The organism is Tsukamurella ocularis (genome assembly GCF_965138335.1).
In the GTDB taxonomy this organism is placed as follows: domain Bacteria; phylum Actinomycetota; class Actinomycetes; order Mycobacteriales; family Mycobacteriaceae; genus Tsukamurella; species Tsukamurella ocularis_A.
In genome coordinates, this window is sequence record NZ_CBCSDV010000003.1 from 1 (window position 1) to 17,639 (window position 17,639).

Genomic DNA, 17,639 nt, shown 5'->3' on the forward strand with positions numbered 1-17,639 from the left:
GCGGTGAGGGGGCTGGGGCCTCGCGGCGGCTGTACGGGGCCACAGTCGCCGTGGAGGCGACCGCACCGCGGTCCGGCGACTACGCCATCGTGACCGCCGGTGACGAACCGGACATCGATGGTGGCCGTTCCGGTGGTAACACCTTCGCGGGAGGAGACCGCCCACGACGCGACAGCGGCGTTCCCGCGGGAACTTCTGCCCGTTCATCGGGTTGCAACCCGATGTCGAGTGAAGATCTCCCGCGGGAGGCCGCCCGCGACGCCCGGGCCGGGACCTCGGCGCGGGGCTCGACGCGCTCGATGTCCGCCACGTCCCTGTGTCACTGGCGGTCAGGATTTCATAGCCGGCGTTCGGAAGTCGTGCCGTCCCGCGGCGCCGGTCTTCGCGCTCAGTTCGGCACGGCGGAGACGGGGGCGTCGAAGCGGTCGAAGAACTCCTTGGTGACGGCCACGGCGTTGTCGGAGCTGCCGCCGAGCACGACGAGGGTGGCGAAGGCCAGGTCGCCGCGGTAGCCGACGAACCAGGCGTGCGAGCCACCGTCGACCTCGGCCTCACCGGTCTTGCCGAGGATGTCGCCCGAGCCCCGGATCAGCTCGGCCGTACCGGAGGCGACGACCTCGCGCATCATGGCGCGCACGCCGTCGGCGGCCTTGGCATCGAGCGGGGGGCGCTCCCCGTCGACCGTGGTCGGCTTGCCGAGCAGCAGTTGCGGGGTGACGGCGCCGCCGTGCGCGACGGACGCGACCGCCAGCGCCATGGCGAACGGGCTGACCAGTACCTCGCCCTGGCCGAAGCTGTCCTCGACCTGGTTCACCATGGCCTTGGGCAGCGGGTACTGGCCGGACGAGACGGGCAGGCCGGCGATCGCGTACTCGGGACCGATGCCGAGTTCGGCGGCCGCGGTGTTCAGCGCCTCGGGCTTGAGCTTGGCGCCGAGGAAGGCGAAGCTCGTGTTGCAGGAGCGCGCGAAGGCGCGCTGCATGGTCACGTCGCCGAGCGCGAAGCGGTTGTAGTTGGGCACCTCGCGCTCACCGATGGTGAGCGTGCCCGGGCACGGCACGATCGACTCGGGCGTGGCGATGCCGGCGGAGATCGCCGCGGTCGCGGTGACGATCTTGCCGGTGGACCCCGGCGGGTACAGGCCGGAGGTGGCGAGCGAGCCGAGCTTGTCGGCCTCGGGGTTCTGCGCGACGGCGAGCACGTTGCCGGTGGACGGCTGGATCACGACCATCATGGACTGCCGGTCCCGGCGGGTGTTGACGGCGGCCTGCGCCGCGGCCTGCGCGATCGGCGAGATGCTCACCGAGACGGCGGGTGCCGTCTGCGCCGGGGTGGACGAGAGCGTGGAGACCCGCGCGCCGGTGTCGGCCTGCGCGATCACCTCCCAGCCGTCCTTGCCCGCGAGATCGCCCGTGACGTTCCGTTTGATCGACGACATGAGCGCCGGCGCGAAGGTGCGATCGGTGGGCACCAGATCGGCCTGCTCGACCAGCGTGACCCCCGGCAGCGACGTGACGTCGCCCGCGAGCTTGCGCAGGTCGTCCTGGTTGACCGAGGCGACGGTGTACGGCGCGTTCAGCGAGGTGGCCTGCTCGGTGATCTGGACCGGGTCGAGCCCGGGCAGGATCGGCTGCAGCGCGCGGGTGAGCTGGCCCGCGACGTCGAGCGCCGTCGTCGGCGCCGCGATCTTGGACGCCTCCATCCGGATCCGGGTGATGACGCCGGGCACGAGCACCGAGCCGCCCGACGCCGAGTTCACCGGCGCCTTGTCCGCCGGCAGCGCGCGGAGGACCATCGTCTGGTTCGCGCCGAGGCGCGGGTGCAGCACCGAGGGCGCCCACCGCACGCGCCATCGACCGTTCTCCTGGACGCCGGTCAGCGTGCCGCGGTAGTCCCACGAGCGGCTTGAGCGTCCCTGCTCGGCAGGCAGGTCCCAGACGTACTCGTACTCGACCTCGCTGGTCGCGCCGGTGGTCCGCACCTGCCCGACCTTGAGCTGGACGCCGCGGGCCTGCAGCCCGTCGAAGGCGGCCTGCAGCGCCTTCTTCGCGGTCTCGGGCGAGGTCGTGAGGGCGGCGGCGCCGTCGAGGTCCTTGTCGGCGAGGGCGGCGCCGAAGCGCACGGCGAGCGGCCCCGGGCCGTTGGTGTTCGCCGACGAGCAGCCTCCGGTCGCGACCAGCGCCACGAGGGCGACGATCACGACGGAGCGGCGCATCGGCTTCTTCACCGGCCCAGCGTAGGACGGTGCGCCGTCCGGTTCGGGTTGCCGCGCTGGGCTGTGACCGGTGAGGCTCAGGTGACGCGCCCCGCGAGGTGACCGGAGTCACGCGAACGAACTGACTCGTGAGTAAGATCGCGGCATGACCACTCCGCAGAGCCGCCGCGCCGTCATCGTCTCCGGCGCGCGCACCCCGTTCGTCCGCGCCTTCGGCGACTACGTCCACCTCGACAGCATCGCGCTCGCCGACCAGGCCGTCCGCGGGCTGCTCGACCGCGTCCCCACCGTCGCCGACCGCATCGAGGCCATCGTCTGGGGCGGCGTCATCCTGCCCGCGGGCGCACCCAACATCGCCCGCGAGATCGCCCTCGACCTGGGCCTCGGACACGGCGTCGAGGGCCACACCGTGACCCGCGCCTGCGCCTCCGGCCTCCAGGCGATCACCACCGCCGCCGCGGCGATCGAACGCGGCGAGTACGACGTGATGATCGCCGGCGGCTCCGACTCCGTCTCGAACGCGGCGGTCAACCTGCCGCAGAAGCTGGTCCAGGCGGCCGCTCCCCTCGCCCTCGGCAAGCCCTCGCCCCGCGCCTACCTCGACGCCGCGATCGGCCTCGCGCCGTTCACGGGCCTGCTGCCCAGTCGCCCCCGGATCGAGGAGCGCACCACCGGCGAGGTGATGGGCGAGTCCGCCGAGAAGATGGCGCGGATCCACGGCGTCACCCGGGAGGCCCAGGACGCGTTCGCCGCCCGCTCCCACGCGCGCGCCGCCGCCGCCATCGCATCGGGCCGGTTCGACCGCGAGGTGGTGCCGGTGACCACGCCCGACGGGCGGACCGTGACGCGCGACGGCCTGGTGCGCGAGAACACCGGCGTCGAGAAGCTCGCCGGGCTCAAGCCCGCCTTCGAGCGGGAGGGCACCGTCACCGCGGGCAACGCCAGCCCGCTCACCGACGGCGCCGCCGCGGTCCTGATCATGAGCGAGGAGAAGGCCCGCGAACTGGGCCTGACGCCCCTGGCCGCGATCCGCTCGTGGAGCTACGTCAGCGTCGACCCGGCCGACGAGGTGCTCATCGGACCGGCCATCTCCATGCCCCGCGCGCTGGAGAAGGCGGGCCTCAAGCTCGAGGACGTCGACCTCATCGACATCCACGAGGCCTTCGCCGCGCAGACGCTCTCCGTCCTGGAGGCCCTCGCCAGCCCGGAGTGGGCCGCCGAGCGCCTCGGCCGGGACACCCCCGTCGGCGAGGTCGACTCCGAGAAGCTCAACGTGCACGGCGGCTCGGTGTCGATCGGGCATCCGTTCGGCGCCACCGGCGCCCGGATGGTGACCACGATGGCGAACGAGCTGGCACTCACCGGCAAGGACACCGCGCTGCTGGGGATCTGCGCGGCGGGCGGCCACGGCGCGAGCGTCGTGCTCGAGCGGGTGTAGTCGTGAATTCGGCCGATTTCCGGGTCACGAGGGCAGAATCGGCCTCCTGATGCAGAAATCGGCCGTTTTCACGACCCACGTGCCTCAGGTCACCGAGAGACCGCCGTCGACGCAGAGGTTCTGGCCGGTCACGAACGCCGAGCCCGGCCCGGCGAGGAAGACCGCCGCCGCCGCGAAGTCCGACGGTGCGCCGAGCGTCCCGGTGTGCGCGCGGCGCCGGAAGTACTCCGCCCGTTCGGGATCGGCGAGCACCGCGGTCGTCATCGGCGTGGCGGCCAGCCCCGGCGTCAGCGAATTGGCGGTCACCCCCGACGGCGCCCACGCCTCCGACTGCGAGCGGGTGAGCCCGGCGATGCCCGCCTTCGCCACGCCGTACACGCCGCTGTTGCCGAACGCCCGGTGCGCCTGCGTCGACGCGACGTTGACGATCCGGCCCCAGCCGCGCGCCGCCATCCGCGGCCCGTAGTGCTGGCCGAGCTGGAACGGGGCGTCGAGATTGACCGCGAGGATCTCCCGGTAGAGCGCGTCGTCGATGTCGCCGAGCGGCGGCCGCGGGTTGGTGCCGGCGCAGTTGACCAGGATGTCGACGGCATCGGTCCGGGCGTCGACCTGCTCGATCAGTTCGGCCGTGCCGTGGGCGAGGTCGGCGCTGATCCCGTCGGGCCCGAGCCGGTCGCGGTCGCGGCCCGCCCGGAGCACGCGCGCCCCGGCGCCGTCGAGCGCCTCCGCGATCGCCGCCCCGATCCCCGAGCTCGCGCCGGTGACCAACGCCGTGCGCCCGGTGAGGTCGAACAGTGCTGACACCGAGGATCGCATGGCGCAACACTACGCGGAGCCACGGATAGGCTGGGGCCGTGTTGGGGCTGACGCTGATGGTCAAGAGACTCGCGGGCGCGATCCGCAGGAGCTGGCGCGATCCGTCGACGCGCGCCGCGCTGCTCAGCCTCGTCGTCATCGTCGCCGCGGCGACGGTCTTCTACACGCTCACCGAGAAGTGGTCGGTGATCGATGCGCTGTTCTACGCGGTCTCGGTGGGCCTGCCGATGGGCAGCGGCGCGCTGAGCCCCACGCTGACGCTGTCGAAGATCTTCACCATGGTCTACGCAGTGCTCGTGGTGGGCCTGTTCGTCACCGTCGGCGGCTCGCTGGCGAACTCGATCGTGCAGAACAACACCGAGATGATGTCCCGCCTCGTCGACAAGCGCGCCGACGACGACGAGGAGCGCTAGGTCAGCACTGCCGCCGACCAGATCGCGATGGCGCCCAGCGCCCCAGCCAGCTCGATGAGGATGAGCAGGCCCGCGGCCCTGGTGGCGGCGAGGGCGGCCCGCCAGCCCGCCTTCGCGTCCCCCAGCCGGATCGCCTCGGCGGCGAAGGTTCCGCCGACGAAGCCGATCACCAGGCCCACGACGGGGATCACGAAGAAGCCCACGATGCCGGCGATGCCGCCGACGACGAGCGACCACTTCCCCACCCCGGCCCTGGCCATCGTGCGCCCGCCGACGAGGTACTTCACGCCCCAGGCCAGCACCATCACCGCCAGCGCGGCCGCGAACACCCACCAGGCGCTGCCGCCGGTGAAGATCGCCCAGATCAGGATGCCGAGCGCCACCAAGGACGACCCCGGCAGGACGGGGACGACGATCCCCAGCAGGCCGATCACCATCAGCGCGACGACGGCCGCGTACCCCCATGCGTTCATGAGGTACTAGGAAAGCAGAACGGTCGCGAAGGTCGCCACTTGGCGGAACCCGACCCGCTCGTACGCGCGGCGGGCCGCGACGTTGAAGCTGTTGACGTACAGGCTCGGCAACCGGCCCGAGCGCAGGACCGCGTCGGCGACGGCCGCCGTCCCGGCGCCGCCGAGCCCCTGCCCGCGCAGGTCCGGCCGCACCCACACGCCCTGGATCTGCCCGACGGTCCGCGAGACGGCGCCGACCTCCGCCTTGAAGGCGACCTCGGCACCGTCGAACAGCACGTACGCGCGACCGGCGAGGATGGTGTTGGCGACGCGGCGCCGGTAGGCGCGGCCCCCGTCGGCGCCCCGCGGGTCGATGCCGACCTCGGCGGTGAACATGGCGATCGCGGCGTCCAGATAGCGGTCGAGCTCGGCGAGCCGGGCGGGCCGGACGCCGGCGTGCGAGAACCGGGAGGGCTCGGGCATCGTCATCAGGGGCTGCTCGGGGCGGATCTCGCGGGCGGGCCCCCACGCGCCCTCGAGGCCCTCCCACAGCGGCAGCACCATCTCGGCGCGGCCGACGACCGACGCCGCGGCGCGGTGCCCCCGGCCAGCGCGGCCCGCGAAGTAGCGCATGTCCTCCAGGTCACCGCGCAGCGGCATGAGGTTCGCGCCGGAAAAGCACAGCGCATCGCCCACGTCGCGGTGGGTCCACAGCTCGCCGCCGAGGCGGCCAGGCTCGGTGCCGCACTCCTGGACCCGGCCGGCGACCATGCACGCGGCCACGGGATCGTCGTCGAGGACGGCCAGCACCTTCGGCAGGTCCCGCGGCGGGACCGGCCGTTCGTGCAGCATCCTCAGCACCGGCGGCTCCTCACCCCTGAATCGGTCCGCCGCATGCGACGGGCCGCGTCCTACGACACCGTGACGACCGGTGTTCCGCTCTCACTATCCCCCGACTCCTCGGCGATGCGCAGGGCTTCCTCGATCAGTGTCTCGACGATCTTGGACTCGGGGACGGTCTTGATGACCTCGCCCTTGACGAAGATCTGCCCCTTGCCGTTGCCGGAGGCCACACCCAGATCGGCCTCGCGGGCCTCACCGGGGCCGTTGACGACGCAGCCCATGACGGCGACGCGGAGCGGGACCTCCATGCCCTCGAGCCCGGCGGTGACCTCGTTGGCCAGCTTGTAGACGTCCACCTGCGCGCGCCCGCACGACGGGCACGAGACGATCTCCAGCTTGCGGGGCCGCAGGTTCAGCGACTGCAGGATCGCGTCGCCCACCTTGATCTCCTCGGCCGGCGGCGCCGACAGGGAGACGCGGATGGTGTCGCCGATGCCCTCGGCGAGCAGCGCGCCGAAGGCGACGGAGCTCTTGATGGTGCCCTGGAACGCCGGACCGGCCTCGGTGACGCCGAGGTGCAGCGGGTAGTCGCACTGCGCGGCGAGCTGGCGGTACGCCTCGACCATGATCACCGGGTCGTTGTGCTTGACGGAGATCTTGATGTCGCCGAAGCCGTGCTCCTCGAACAGCGACGCCTCCCACAGCGCGGACTCGACCAGCGCCTCGGGGGTGGCCTTGCCGTACTTCTCCATCAGCCGCTTGTCGAGCGAGCCGGCGTTGACGCCGATGCGGATCGGGATGCCCGCGGCGCCGGCCGCCTTCGCGACCTCGCCCACGCGGCCGTCGAACTCCTTGATGTTGCCGGGGTTCACGCGCACCGCGGCGCAGCCCGCGTCGATCGCGGCGAAGATGTACTTCGGCTGGAAGTGGATGTCGGCGATGACCGGGATGTTCGCCTTCTTGGCGATGATGGGCAGCGCGTCGGCGTCCTCCTGCCGAGGGCAGGCGACGCGCACGATGTCGCAGCCCGAGGCCGTGAGCTCGGCGATCTGCTGCAGCGTGGCGTTCACGTCGTGCGTCTTGGTGGTGCACATCGACTGCACCGAGATGGGGCTGTCACTCCCGACGCCGACGCCGCCCACGCTGAGCTGACGGGTCTTGCGACGGGGTGCGAGTGTCGGGGCCGGGGCTGCCGGCATTCCCAAACCTACGGACATGTGCTGCTTCTCCGGTTTCAGTTGAAGAGCTTGATCGGATTGACGATGTCGGCGGTGAGGACGAGCAACATGTACCCGCCCGCGAGCGCCAGCACCACGTACGTGAGCGGCGCGAGCTTCATGTAGTCGACGGGGCCGCCCTTGCGCCCGGTGACCAGGTCGCGGAGCTTCTCGAAGATCACCACCGCCATGTGTCCGCCGTCGAAGGGCGGCACCGGCAGGAGGTTGATCAGGCCGAGCATGAGGTTCAGGCCGGCGAGGAGCAGGAAGAACACGCTCCACATGTCGCGCTCGGCGACCTCGCCCCCGATCATCGACGCGCCGACCAGGGACTGCGGGGTGTCGAGGCCGCGCTCCTCCCCCTTGATCGCGTCGAGCAGGGCGGGGATCTTCTGCGGCAGCTGGCCGATCGCCACGATCGTCTTGTGGCCCAGGTCCATCGTGAACGCCGCGGTGCCGCCGATCGCGGTGATCGGGTTGTAGTGCTCGGTCACCCCGAGGGTGCCGACGCTGATCCCGATGGTGGGGCCGGAGACCTCGACGAGGTCCTTCCCGTCGACGGACGGGCGCCACTTCTTACTGGTCACGGGGTCGATGACGACCGTGCGCTGCTCGCCGTCGCGCTCGATGCCGAGGGAGATCGCGCCGGTCGAGTTCTGCAGGGCGTCGAAGACGGTGTCGGCGTCGACCGCCGTGCCGTTGACCGAGGCGATGACGTCGCCGCGCACCAGGCCCGCCTGCGCCGCGGGGCTCGGGCGGCACTCGCCGACCGGCCGGCTGGGCTGCTCCTTGGTGGGCTTGGTGGTGGCGTCGGCGACGCAGCCGGTGGCGGCGACGGCCGCGCGGGGGGTCGCGGTCGTCGACGGCAGGCCCGCAGTCACCGCGACCCCGTAGATCAGCAGCGCGCCCAGGATGAAGTTCATGCCCGGGCCGGCGAACAGCACGAACAGCCGCTTCCACGCGGCCTGCTTGTACATCGCCTTCTCCTGCTCGACGGGCGTCTTCAGCTCGTCCAGCAGGGTCATCCCGGCGATGTCGCAGAAGCCGCCCAGCGGCAGTGCCTTGACGCCGTACTCGATGCCGTCCGGGCCCTTCGGGCGCCTGGTCGACCACAGGGTGGGACCGAAGCCGATGAAATAACGACGGACCTTCATACCCGTGGCCTGCGCCGCCCACATGTGCCCGCACTCGTGCCACGCGATCGACGCGAGGATGCACAGCGCGAACGCCGCGATACCCAGTGCGTACATCATGGGCTCTAGGATACCGGGACTGTCGGCCGCGCCGGATCGTCAGAGCCGTCCCCCGGGCATGCCTCCCGATCCCGGTCGGATCAGACCAGCCCGACCAGCTCGGACGCCCGGCGACGGGCCCATTCCTCCGCCGCGAGCACGTCCGCGACATCGCGCGGCTCGGCCTGCCACTGGGCACCGTCGGACACGACCCGCGCGACGGTGTCGACGATGGCGAGGAAGGACGTGCGGCCGTCGAGGAAGGCCTGCGCGACCACCTCGTTGGCGGCGTTGAAGACGGCGGTGAGGCCGCCGCCGCGGGTGCCGGCGTCGCGCGCGACGGCGATCGCGGGGAAGGCCTCGTCGTCGACGGGCGCGAAGGTCCAGGTGTGCGCCTGCGTGAAGTCGCAGGCCGCGGAGGCGCCCGGGACCCGGTCCGGCCAGCCCAGCGCCAGCGCGATCGGCAGCTTCATCGACGGCGGCGAGGCCTTGGCGATCGTGGCGCCGTCGACGAACGTGACCATCGAGTGCACGACGGACTGCCGGTGCACCGTGACGTCGATGCGGTCGTAGGGCACGCCGAACAGCAGGTGCGCCTCGATCACCTCGAGCGCCTTGTTGACCAGCGTCGCCGAGTTCAGCGTGATCATCGGTCCCATCGACCAGGTGGGGTGCTTGCCCGCCTGCTCGGGGGTGACGTCGGCGAGCTCCGCGCGGGTGCGGCCGAAGAAGGGGCCGCCCGACGCGGTGAGGATCAGTCGGTCCACCTCCGCCGCGGTGCCGCCGCGCAGGCACTGCGCGATGGCGGAGTGCTCGGAGTCGACGGGCACGATCTGCCCCTCTGCCGCGCGCTTCAGCACGAGTGACCCGCCCGCGACCAGAGACTCCTTGTTGGCGAGCGCGAGCCGGGCGCCGCTGTCCAGTGCCGCGAGGGTCGGGCCGAGGCCGAGGCTGCCGACGACGCCGTTGAGCACCACGTCGGCCTCGACGGTCTCCACGAGGCGGGTCATGGCGTCGGGGCCGGTCAGCGCACCGTCGAAGCCCGCGGCGCGGGACGGGTCGGCGATGCCGATCCGGACACCGTCGACGCCGGTCGCGCGGGCCTGCCGCGCGAGCAGTTCCGGGTTGCCGCCGCCGGCGCCGAGGCCGACCACCTCGAACCGGTCCGGGTTCTCGGCGATCACCTCCAGCGCCTGGGTGCCGATGGAGCCGGTGCTGCCGAGGATGAGGACGCGGGTGGTCACGGGCTCAGCCTATCGGCGTCGCATCCCGCCCGACGGTCCGCCGTCGACGCCGGTTCGGCAGGGCAGGCTAGCCTTGCATGGAAAGCCGACGAAAGGGACCTCCACGATGGCCAGCACACTCCGCGACGGCGCGGTGTTCCCGATCTGCCTCCGCGAGTTCGACGTGCTGCGGGTGTCGGACGTGACGCCGGGCATGCGCCGGATCGTGGTGGGCGGCGACGCCATCGGGTCGCACGTGCGCGACGGCGTGGACCTCCCGCCCGTGCACAGCACCGGCTTCGACGACGACGTCAAGGTGCTGCTTCCCGACCTGCGGACCGGCGAGTTCCCCTTCGAGGTGCCGAAGAACACCGATCAGGGCCGGGTCGACTGGACCGACGGTTCGTTCGAGCACGCCCGCACGTACACCGTCCGCGAGTTCGACGCCGACGCCGGCGAGATGACCCTCGACTTCGTGCTGCACGGCACGGGCCTGGCGGCCACCTGGGCGCGGCGCGTCGAGGTGGGCTCGAAGGTCCTCATCGCCGGCCCCAAGCACTCGGCCGCGCTCCCCCGCGACGTCGACTGGCTGCTGCTCGCGGGCGACGAGACCGCGCTGCCCGCGATCGGCCGCTGCGTCGAGATGCTGCCCGCGGGGTTCCGGGCCACCGCCGTGATCGAGGTCGCCGAGCCCGGCCACCGGCAGGACCTCGCGACCGACGGCGACGTCGAGTTCATCTGGCTCTACCGCTCGGAGGCCGGCGGCGCCTCCCGGCTCGTCGACGCCGTGCAGGGCGCGGCGTGGCGCGGCGAACGCCCCTTCCTCTGGGTCGCCGGTGAGACCCTCGCCATCAAGCCGCTGCGCCGCTGGGCGAAGAACGAGAAGGGCCTCGAGAAGAACCGCGTGGAGATCACCGGCTACTGGCGGCACCGCGAGGTCGCCACCGTCGACGGCGACGCCGAGCTCGTCGATACGAGCCAGGACGAGAACGTGCTCTCCGAGATCCACGAGCTGACGGAGCTGTTGCCGCCCTTCGCCGTCCGCGCTGCGGTGACGCTCGGCCTGTTCGCCGCGATCGACGACGGCGCCGCGACGCCGGCGGCCATCGCGGCCGCCTGCGACACCGAGGCCCGCGCGACGGAGAAGCTGCTCCGCCACCTCGCGCTCCTCGGCTTCGTCGCGCGCACCGGGGACGGCTACACCCTGACCGCGCGGGGCGAGCTGCTCACCGACCCGGACGAGATGCTCGCCGGCGGCCTCCATCACGCCCAGGTGCGCACCCGCCTGGACATGTCCTTCGTGCACCTCGTCGAGGCCGTCCGCACCGGCACCGCGGTGCCCTTCGAGGGCGGTGACCTCCGCAGTGCCCGCGCTGCGGACCCGCACCTCGCCGAGCAGCTGCACGCCGCTGCGAGCCGGTGGGCCACCTACCGCGCGCCAGCCCTGCCCGAGGCGGTCGACTTCGACGGAGTGCGCACGGTGGCCGTGTTCGGCGACGGCTCCGGCGTCTACGCGGACAACCTGGCGCGCCTGCTGCCCGAGGTGGCCGTCGCGATCGTCGGCATGCCCAGCGTCGTCGAGCGGGAGATCGCGGTGGTCGCGCCCGAGCGCCGCGACCGGGTGACGGCGGCGCCCGGCACCGTCTTCGCCCCGCTGCCGCAGCGCTACGACCTGGTCGTGGGCATCGACGTCCTGCAGACCCTGCCGGATGCGGACGCCGAGCTCCTGGTCACCACGCTGCGCGGCAGCGCCGACCGGGTGGTCTTCGTCGGCAACGTGCTCGACCCCGCCACCACCGACGACCACGAGACCGAGGACGACCTGCGGAACCTGTGCCTGTACGGCGGCGGCCTGCGCACGGCGGACGAACTGGGCGCCCTTGCCGGCGGCGGCGCACACCGCATCGCGCCCCTCGGCTGGGGCACCTTCGTCGTCGAGTACGCGGGCGCCTGACGATCGGGCCGCTAGTCGACGAGGTCCGCCGTATCCAGCTCGATCGGGTACGGCAGCTCGACCCGCAGCCGCTCACCGGGGCCGACGGTGACGGTCTGCGTGTACTCGTCGTCGGCGGGCTCGGTGTGCATCGTGACCGTTCCGTCGGCGTCCACCCGCCAATAGGACGGAATCCCGGCCTCCGCATACTTCGCCGCCTTGAGCGTCCGGTCGGTGACCCGCGTGGACTTCGACGCGATCTCGACGACGAGGGCGACGTCCTCGGATTCACTCCAGTCCACGTTCGGGGCGGCGCCGGGTCTCAGGACCACGATGTCGGGGATGAAGTTCCCACCCGGCACCCTGACGCCGATCTCGTAGAGCACGCGCCAATCGTCCGGCACGGAGAGGCGAAGCGCCATGAACAGATTCCCGCCGATGCGTTGATGGCCCTGTGACGGTGGCGGCGTCATGAGCAGGCTCCCGTCCACGATCTCGTAGCGGTGCCCGTCGTCCGGCAACACGTCCAGATCGGCCTCGCCCCAGTAGTCGGGGAACGAGTACGTCGGCTGAGCCATATCGGCACCTCCTCTCGTGATCGAGACGGTAGATCGTCGGTCTGACAGGTTTCTGGACCTGAGTCTAAGCCGAGATCAGTCCGGCGACACGGCCTCGACGGCGACCACCGCGGACACCGGGATCGGCCCGTAGACGTGCGGGAACAGCTCCTCCACCGCATCACTCGGCCCGCTCGCCGCGCTCCCGGCGCCGCCGGGGGCGGGCGGCTCGTACCGCACGTCGAGCCCCGTCGGGTCGACGGACAGCAGGACGAGGTCCGCGACGGGGACGTCGGCGTAGAAGCGCTCCCGCACGCCCCGCCACTGCGCGGCGGTGGAGCAGTGGACGAAACCGACGTCGGCGAGCGTCGCGCCGCGGGTCGACACCGCGTACTCCCCGGCCGCGCGGGCGGCGTCCCAATCGGTCACGAGGGCGAGATGGAAGATCACCCGCGCCACGCTACCCAGGAATTCCCGCCCCTCGTACGACGCACGGTCGTAGCGGGATAGGATTCATCCGTATCCCGGGCCCCGCCCGGTGCTCAGCTGAGGAAGCGACGAAGGAGAAGCGAGTGGCAACCACCGACCTGGAGCGTCAGACCACCTCGAAGGTCGACGAGGCCGACGTGCCGTCGCGCGATTGGGGCTGGAGCGGTAACGCCCCCAACGCCGCCCGCATCGCCGGCGTGCTGTTCGCCGTGCTCCTGCTGCTGATGAACATCGGCAATCACCAGGGCAAGACCGAGGACATCTTCCTCATCGGCTTCGCCGTGGCGATCCTCGGCGTGATCCTGATCAACTGGATCACCACGCGCCGCAAGAAGTGGAAGTACTGAGCTACTTCTCCTCGGCGGCCAGCTGACCGCAGGCCGCCGCGATCTCCTGGCCCCGCGTGTCGCGCACGGTGCACGACACCCCCTGCGCGATCACGCGGCGCACGAACTCGTCCTGCCGGTCCTTCGGCGAGGCGTCCCACTCACTGCCCGGCGTCGGGTTCAGCGGGATCAGGTTCACGTGCGCGAACTGGCCCAGCTTCTTCCGCAGCTTCTCGCCCAGCATGTCGGCCCGCCACGGCTGGTCGTTCACGTCGCGGATCAGCGCGTACTCGATGGACACGCGCCGACCGGTCCGGTCGGCGTAGTACCGCGCGGCCTCCAGCACCTCCTGCACGCTCCACCGGTTGTTCACGGGCACCAGCGTGTCCCGGAGCTCGTCGTCGGGCGTGTGCAGCGAGACGGCCAGCGTCACGGACAGGCCCTCGTCGGCCAGCTTCCGGATCGCGGGCGCGAGGCCCACGGTGCTGACGGTGACGTGGCGCTGCGAGATCCCCAGGCCCTCCGGCGCCGGCGCGGTGATCCGGCGCACGGCCTGCACCACCCGCTTGTAGTTCGCGAGCGGCTCCCCCATGCCCATGAAGACGACGTTCGACAGCCGCCCCGGGCCGCCCGCGACGTCGCCGTCCTGCATGGCCTTCGCGGCACTGCGGACCTGGTCCACGATCTCGGCGGTCGACAGGTTGCGGTCGAGGCCGCCCTGGCCGGTGGCGCAGAACGGGCACGCCATGCCGCAGCCCGCCTGGCTGGAGATGCACAGCGTCGCGCGGTCGGTGTAGCGCATGAGCACGGATTCGAGCAGCGTGCCGTCGTGCAGGCGCCACAGCGTCTTGCGGGTGGTGCCGCTGTCGGTGGCGATGTGCCGCACGGGCGTCATCAGCTCGGGCAGGAGCGCCTCGCCGACGGTGCCGCGCGCCGCGGCCGGCAGGTCCGTCATCGTGGCCGCGTCGGCCTCCAGCCGTCCGTAGTAGTGCCGGGCGAGCTGATTCGCCCGGAACTTGGGCAGGCCGAGGTCGACGACGGCCCGCTGCAGCTCGTCGTCGGTGAGATCGGCCAGGTGGCGCGGGGGCTTGCCGCGCTTGGGCGCGTCGAATACCAGGGGCAGAGAAGTGCTCATAACTCGACCATTCTCCCACGTCGTCGGCGCTGCGCCGACCAGCGTGATCCGAGCCACCGCGCGTCCCCCGTCATCACCCGCCCGGAGGTGGCAGGATGACGCCATGGCCAAGGACGAAGACCGCGTTCGAGACAGCGAAGAGACGATCGGGAGCCCCGCTCCCGACGTCGACGCGACCGATGCTCAGAACCTGCCCGCGGAGCGGGACGCCGTCGAATCGACCGCCGATCGGGCGACGGGCGCGCCGGCGACGAAGCAGCGCGGCGACACCCGCGACGCGTACGAGCAGGTCAAGCACACCCGGTCGGCATCACTGTGGTCCGGACTCGTCGGCGGCGCCGTCATCCTGCTCGTGCTGCTCGCGTTCATCGTGCAGAACCAGCAGAACACGCAGATCACGCTGCTGTTCTGGGAGGCGAACCTCCCCCTCGGCGTTTCCCTGCTGATCGCCGCCATCCTCGGCGCGCTCCTCGTCGGCTCGGCCGGCGGTCTCCGCATCCTCCAGCTCCGCCGCGCCGCGAAGAAGCTCCGCGACTGATCCGCCGGGTCGCGGTGCGCGTGGGGCACCGCCGATGAAACGATGGACCCATGCGCGCATGGGTCGTCTGGTCGGTGGCGACTCTCGCCTACGTCGTCGCGATCCTGCAGCGGACGTCCTTCGGCGTCTCCAGCACGGAGGCCGGTGAGCGCTTCGGCGCCGCGCCGGCGACGCTGGCGGCGTTCGTGGTGCTCCAGCTCGTGGTGTACGCCGGCATGCAGATCCCCGCCGGCCTGCTGCTGGACCGCTTCGGCTCGCGCCGGCTGGTCGCGAGCGGCGCGCTCCTGATGGCCCTGGGCCAGCTGACACTGGCGCTGACGGAGTCCCTCCCGCTCGCCATCGCGGGGCGCGTGGCCGTCGGCAGCGGCGACGCCCTCACCTTCGTCTCGGTGCTGCGCCTGGTGCCGGCGTGGTTCCCGGTGCGCCGGATCCCGCTCGTCACCCAGCTGACGGGCATGACGGGGCAGCTCGGCCAGGTGCTCTCCGCAGTCCCGTTCCTCGCGCTGCTGCACGGCAGCGGGTGGAGCGCCGCCTACAGCTCCGCGGCGGCGCTCGGCCTGTTCGCGGCGCTGGCAGTGCTCGCGACGGTCCGCGACGCGCCGCCCGGCCGCACGGCGCCGCACGTCACCGTGAAGGTCTCGGAGATCCCCTCGATCCTCCGCTCGACGTGGATGCACCCCGGCACCCGGCTGGGCTTCTTCACGCACATGGGCACGATGTTCTCGGTGACCGCGTTCATGCTGATGTGGGGCGTGCCCTACCTGACGAACGCGCAGGGCCTCTCGTCGGGCGCGGCCGGCGGCGTGATCAGTTTCGGCGTGCTGGCGACGCTGGCGTCCGGCCCCGTCATCGGCTTCCTCACCGGCCGGTTCCCGGTGCGCCGCTCGTGGATGGTGATCACGATCATCCTCGCCAGCGCGGCGCTCTGGACCGTCGTGCTGGTGCGCGACGAGCCCTCGCCGGTGTGGCTGCTCTCGCTGCTGGTGCTGGTGATCGCCGTCGGCGGCCCCAGCTCCGCGATCGGCTTCGACTACGCCCGCTCGTTCAACACGACGCGCGTGCTCGGCACCGCGCAGGGCATGGTGAACATCGGCGGCTTCCTCGCGAGCCTCGTCCTGATCCAGGCGATGGGCTCGATCATGGGTTCCGGCGCGGGCCTGACGTTCGACGGCTTCCGCGCGGCGTGGATGGCGCAGTACCCGCTGTGGGCGATCGCGCTGATCGGCGTGATCGTCACGCGCCGGAAGGCGCGGCGCCGCGAGGGGATCACGCCGCGGCCGCTGCGTGAGGCGCTGCGCCGCCGTGCCTGACCCGGCTCAGGAGCCCATCAACGCGGTGAGCGCGGCCCACACCACCACCGCGCTGGGCAGCAGCGAATCCAGGCGGTCCATGATGCCGCCGTGGCCGGGCAGCAGGGTGCCCATGTCCTTGATGCCCAGGTCGCGCTTGACCTGGGATTCGAGCAGGTCGCCCAGCGTCGCCGTGATCACCACGACGGGCCCCAGCAGCAGGCCCCACACCGGGTTCACGTCGAGCAGGAACTTCAGCACGAGCACGGCGCCGACGGCCCCGGCGACCATCGACCCGGCGAACCCCTCCCAGGACTTCTTGGGGCTGATCGCGGGCACCATCGGGTGCTTGCCGAAGACGACACCGGAGGCGTAGCCGCCCACGTCCGAGCAGACCACGAGGATGATGAGCGCGGCCACCCGCTGCGGCCCGCGGTCCTCCGGGAGCACGAGCATCGCGCCGAACGAGGCGAACAGCGGCACCCAGGCCAGCACGAAGACGGTCGTCGAGATGTCGCGGGTGAAGGAGTTCGGTTCCGCGGTGCTCTGATGTCCCAGCAGCCGCCAGACGATGGCGACCAGCACGGTCGCCACGAACGCGGCGAGCACGCCCTCGGTCCCCAGCGGCCAGCTCAGCCAGATGATGGCCTGCCCGCCGATGAGCATCGGCCACAGCTCCAGGTTGGTGCCGGCGGCGCGGAACCGCTTGACCACCTCCCAGGTGGCGACGGCCATCGCGGCGGCCACGAGCGGCACCCACAGGTGCGGCGCGAAGTACAGGATCGCCACGATGAGCGCGCCCAGGCTCACGCCCACGCCGATGGCGGCCGGGAGGTTGCGCCCGGCGCTGATCTTGCGCTTCGCGGCGTCCTGGCCCTCCTCGGGGGTGCCGGGGCTCGGAGCGTCGGAGCCGACCGAGTCGGGGGTTTCCGGCACGGCTAGACCTCCATCAGATCGGCTTCCTTGCGCGCCACGAGGTCCTCGATCTGGGCGACGTACTTGGCCGTCGTCTTGTCGAGCTCCTTCTCGGCGCGGGCCACCTCGTCCTCGCCGGCCTCGCCGTCCTTGACGATCTTGGCCAGGGTCTCGTTCGCCTTGCGGCGCACGCTGCGGATGGACACCTTCGCGTCCTCGCCCTTGCCCTTGACCTGCTTGACGAGGTCCTTGCGGCGCTCCTCGGTGAGCTGCGGGATGCCCACGCGGATCAGCTGGCCGTCGTTCGTCGGGTTCACGCCCAGGTCCGAGTTGCGGATCGCGGTCTCGATGTTGCCGAGCTGGTTCGCCTCGTAGGGCTTGATCACCACGAGCCGCGCCTCCGGCGTGGTGATGGAGCTGATCTGCGTGATGGGGGTCGGCGAGCCGTAGTAGTCCACGACCACCCGGGAGAACATCGCGGGGTTCGCGCGACCGGTCCGGATCGACTGGAAGTCCTCACGGGCGTGGGAGACGGCCTTCTCCATCTTCTCCTCGGCGTCGAAGAGCGTTTCGTCGATCACTTGGGTCACACGTCCTTTGCTGTGAAA

At 71.7% G+C, this 17,639-nt stretch carries 18 protein-coding genes; 6 read left to right on the forward strand and 12 right to left on the reverse strand.

Features of this window, described 5'->3' with window-relative positions; translation table 11 throughout:
* Nucleotides 1-388 precede the first annotated feature (388 nt).
* The gene (locus tag ACNAYW_RS04295) at nt 389-2,215 is read right to left on the reverse strand and encodes a penicillin-binding transpeptidase domain-containing protein (protein ID WP_415848726.1); all 1,827 of its coding nucleotides are present in this window, start codon (nt 2,213-2,215) and stop codon (nt 389-391) included.
* 145 nt (nt 2,216-2,360) lie between these two features.
* Here ACNAYW_RS04295 and ACNAYW_RS04300 point away from each other — a divergent pair, with 145 nt between their 5' ends.
* A complete protein-coding gene (locus ACNAYW_RS04300; RefSeq protein ID WP_415848526.1) occupies nt 2,361-3,653 on the forward strand; it encodes an acetyl-CoA C-acyltransferase in 1,293 nt (430 codons plus the stop codon).
* Nucleotides 3,654-3,737: 84 nt separating this feature from the next.
* Here the strand turns inward: ACNAYW_RS04300 and ACNAYW_RS04305 are convergent, their stop codons facing one another.
* Nucleotides 3,738-4,469 (reverse strand): SDR family NAD(P)-dependent oxidoreductase, encoded by a 732-nt coding sequence (locus ACNAYW_RS04305; RefSeq protein WP_415848527.1) that lies wholly within the window; start codon nt 4,467-4,469, stop codon nt 3,738-3,740.
* A 38-nt stretch (nt 4,470-4,507) separates the two neighbouring features.
* On the opposite strand from ACNAYW_RS04305, the gene ACNAYW_RS04310 reads away from it, so the two are divergent.
* Entirely contained in the window at nt 4,508-4,882 is a 375-nt protein-coding gene (locus ACNAYW_RS04310) for an ion channel (protein ID WP_415848528.1), read from the forward strand.
* On the opposite strand, the gene ACNAYW_RS04315 is transcribed toward ACNAYW_RS04310, so the two are convergent.
* The 5 genes from ACNAYW_RS04315 to dxr form a co-directional block, all read right to left on the reverse strand.
* Nucleotides 4,879-5,355 (reverse strand): DUF456 domain-containing protein, encoded by a 477-nt coding sequence (locus ACNAYW_RS04315; RefSeq protein ID WP_415848529.1) that lies wholly within the window; start codon nt 5,353-5,355, stop codon nt 4,879-4,881. The genes ACNAYW_RS04310 and ACNAYW_RS04315 overlap by 4 nt on opposite strands.
* Nucleotides 5,356-5,361: 6 nt before the next feature.
* Entirely contained in the window at nt 5,362-6,195 is an 834-nt protein-coding gene (locus ACNAYW_RS04320; RefSeq protein WP_415848530.1) for a GNAT family N-acetyltransferase, read from the reverse strand.
* Between the two features lie 50 nt (nt 6,196-6,245).
* Nucleotides 6,246-7,394, reverse strand: coding sequence for a flavodoxin-dependent (E)-4-hydroxy-3-methylbut-2-enyl-diphosphate synthase (gene ispG / locus ACNAYW_RS04325; RefSeq protein WP_415848531.1), 1,149 nt, complete (start codon nt 7,392-7,394; stop codon nt 6,246-6,248).
* Nucleotides 7,395-7,411: 17 nt separating this feature from the next.
* Nucleotides 7,412-8,647 carry a M50 family metallopeptidase gene (locus ACNAYW_RS04330; RefSeq protein WP_415848532.1) on the reverse strand — a complete coding sequence of 412 codons (1,236 nt, stop codon included), beginning with the start codon at nt 8,645-8,647 and terminating at the stop codon, nt 7,412-7,414.
* Between the two features lie 80 nt (nt 8,648-8,727).
* On the reverse strand, nt 8,728-9,870 hold the full coding sequence (dxr, locus tag ACNAYW_RS04335; protein ID WP_415848533.1) for a 1-deoxy-D-xylulose-5-phosphate reductoisomerase: 1,143 nt from the start codon (nt 9,868-9,870) through the stop codon (nt 8,728-8,730).
* Nucleotides 9,871-9,976: 106 nt separating this feature from the next.
* Between dxr and ACNAYW_RS04340 the strand changes: the two genes are divergently transcribed.
* The gene (locus tag ACNAYW_RS04340) at nt 9,977-11,803 is read left to right on the forward strand and encodes an SIP domain-containing protein (RefSeq protein ID WP_415848534.1); all 1,827 of its coding nucleotides are present in this window, start codon (nt 9,977-9,979) and stop codon (nt 11,801-11,803) included.
* Between the two features lie 11 nt (nt 11,804-11,814).
* On the opposite strand, the gene ACNAYW_RS04345 is transcribed toward ACNAYW_RS04340, so the two are convergent.
* Entirely contained in the window at nt 11,815-12,360 is a 546-nt protein-coding gene (locus ACNAYW_RS04345) for a Uma2 family endonuclease (RefSeq protein WP_415848535.1), read from the reverse strand.
* Nucleotides 12,361-12,435: 75 nt separating this feature from the next.
* Nucleotides 12,436-12,789 (reverse strand): DUF952 domain-containing protein, encoded by a 354-nt coding sequence (locus tag ACNAYW_RS04350; RefSeq protein ID WP_415848536.1) that lies wholly within the window; start codon nt 12,787-12,789, stop codon nt 12,436-12,438.
* Between the two features lie 122 nt (nt 12,790-12,911).
* On the opposite strand from ACNAYW_RS04350, the gene ACNAYW_RS04355 reads away from it, so the two are divergent.
* The gene (locus ACNAYW_RS04355) at nt 12,912-13,175 is read left to right on the forward strand and encodes a DUF2631 domain-containing protein (protein ID WP_415848537.1); all 264 of its coding nucleotides are present in this window, start codon (nt 12,912-12,914) and stop codon (nt 13,173-13,175) included.
* Nucleotide 13,176: 1 nt separating this feature from the next.
* Here ACNAYW_RS04355 and rlmN read toward each other — a convergent pair whose 3' ends face one another.
* On the reverse strand, nt 13,177-14,289 hold the full coding sequence (rlmN, locus tag ACNAYW_RS04360; protein ID WP_415848538.1) for a dual-specificity RNA methyltransferase RlmN: 1,113 nt from the start codon (nt 14,287-14,289) through the stop codon (nt 13,177-13,179).
* A 103-nt stretch (nt 14,290-14,392) separates the two neighbouring features.
* Here rlmN and ACNAYW_RS04365 point away from each other — a divergent pair, with 103 nt between their 5' ends.
* Together ACNAYW_RS04365 and ACNAYW_RS04370 are read left to right on the forward strand one after the other, a co-directional pair.
* Nucleotides 14,393-14,827: a LapA family protein gene (locus ACNAYW_RS04365; protein ID WP_415848539.1), complete on the forward strand. Its 435-nt coding sequence runs from the start codon at nt 14,393-14,395 to the stop codon at nt 14,825-14,827.
* Nucleotides 14,828-14,877: 50 nt separating this feature from the next.
* The gene (locus ACNAYW_RS04370; RefSeq protein WP_415848540.1) at nt 14,878-16,137 is read left to right on the forward strand and encodes an MFS transporter; all 1,260 of its coding nucleotides are present in this window, start codon (nt 14,878-14,880) and stop codon (nt 16,135-16,137) included.
* 6 nt (nt 16,138-16,143) lie between these two features.
* Here the strand turns inward: ACNAYW_RS04370 and ACNAYW_RS04375 are convergent, their stop codons facing one another.
* Nucleotides 16,144-17,052 carry a phosphatidate cytidylyltransferase gene (locus tag ACNAYW_RS04375; RefSeq protein ID WP_415848541.1) on the reverse strand — a complete coding sequence of 303 codons (909 nt, stop codon included), beginning with the start codon at nt 17,050-17,052 and terminating at the stop codon, nt 16,144-16,146.
* A 2-nt stretch (nt 17,053-17,054) separates the two neighbouring features.
* Entirely contained in the window at nt 17,055-17,612 is a 558-nt protein-coding gene (gene frr, locus ACNAYW_RS04380) for a ribosome recycling factor (RefSeq protein ID WP_415848542.1), read from the reverse strand.
* Nucleotides 17,613-17,639 lie beyond the last annotated feature (27 nt).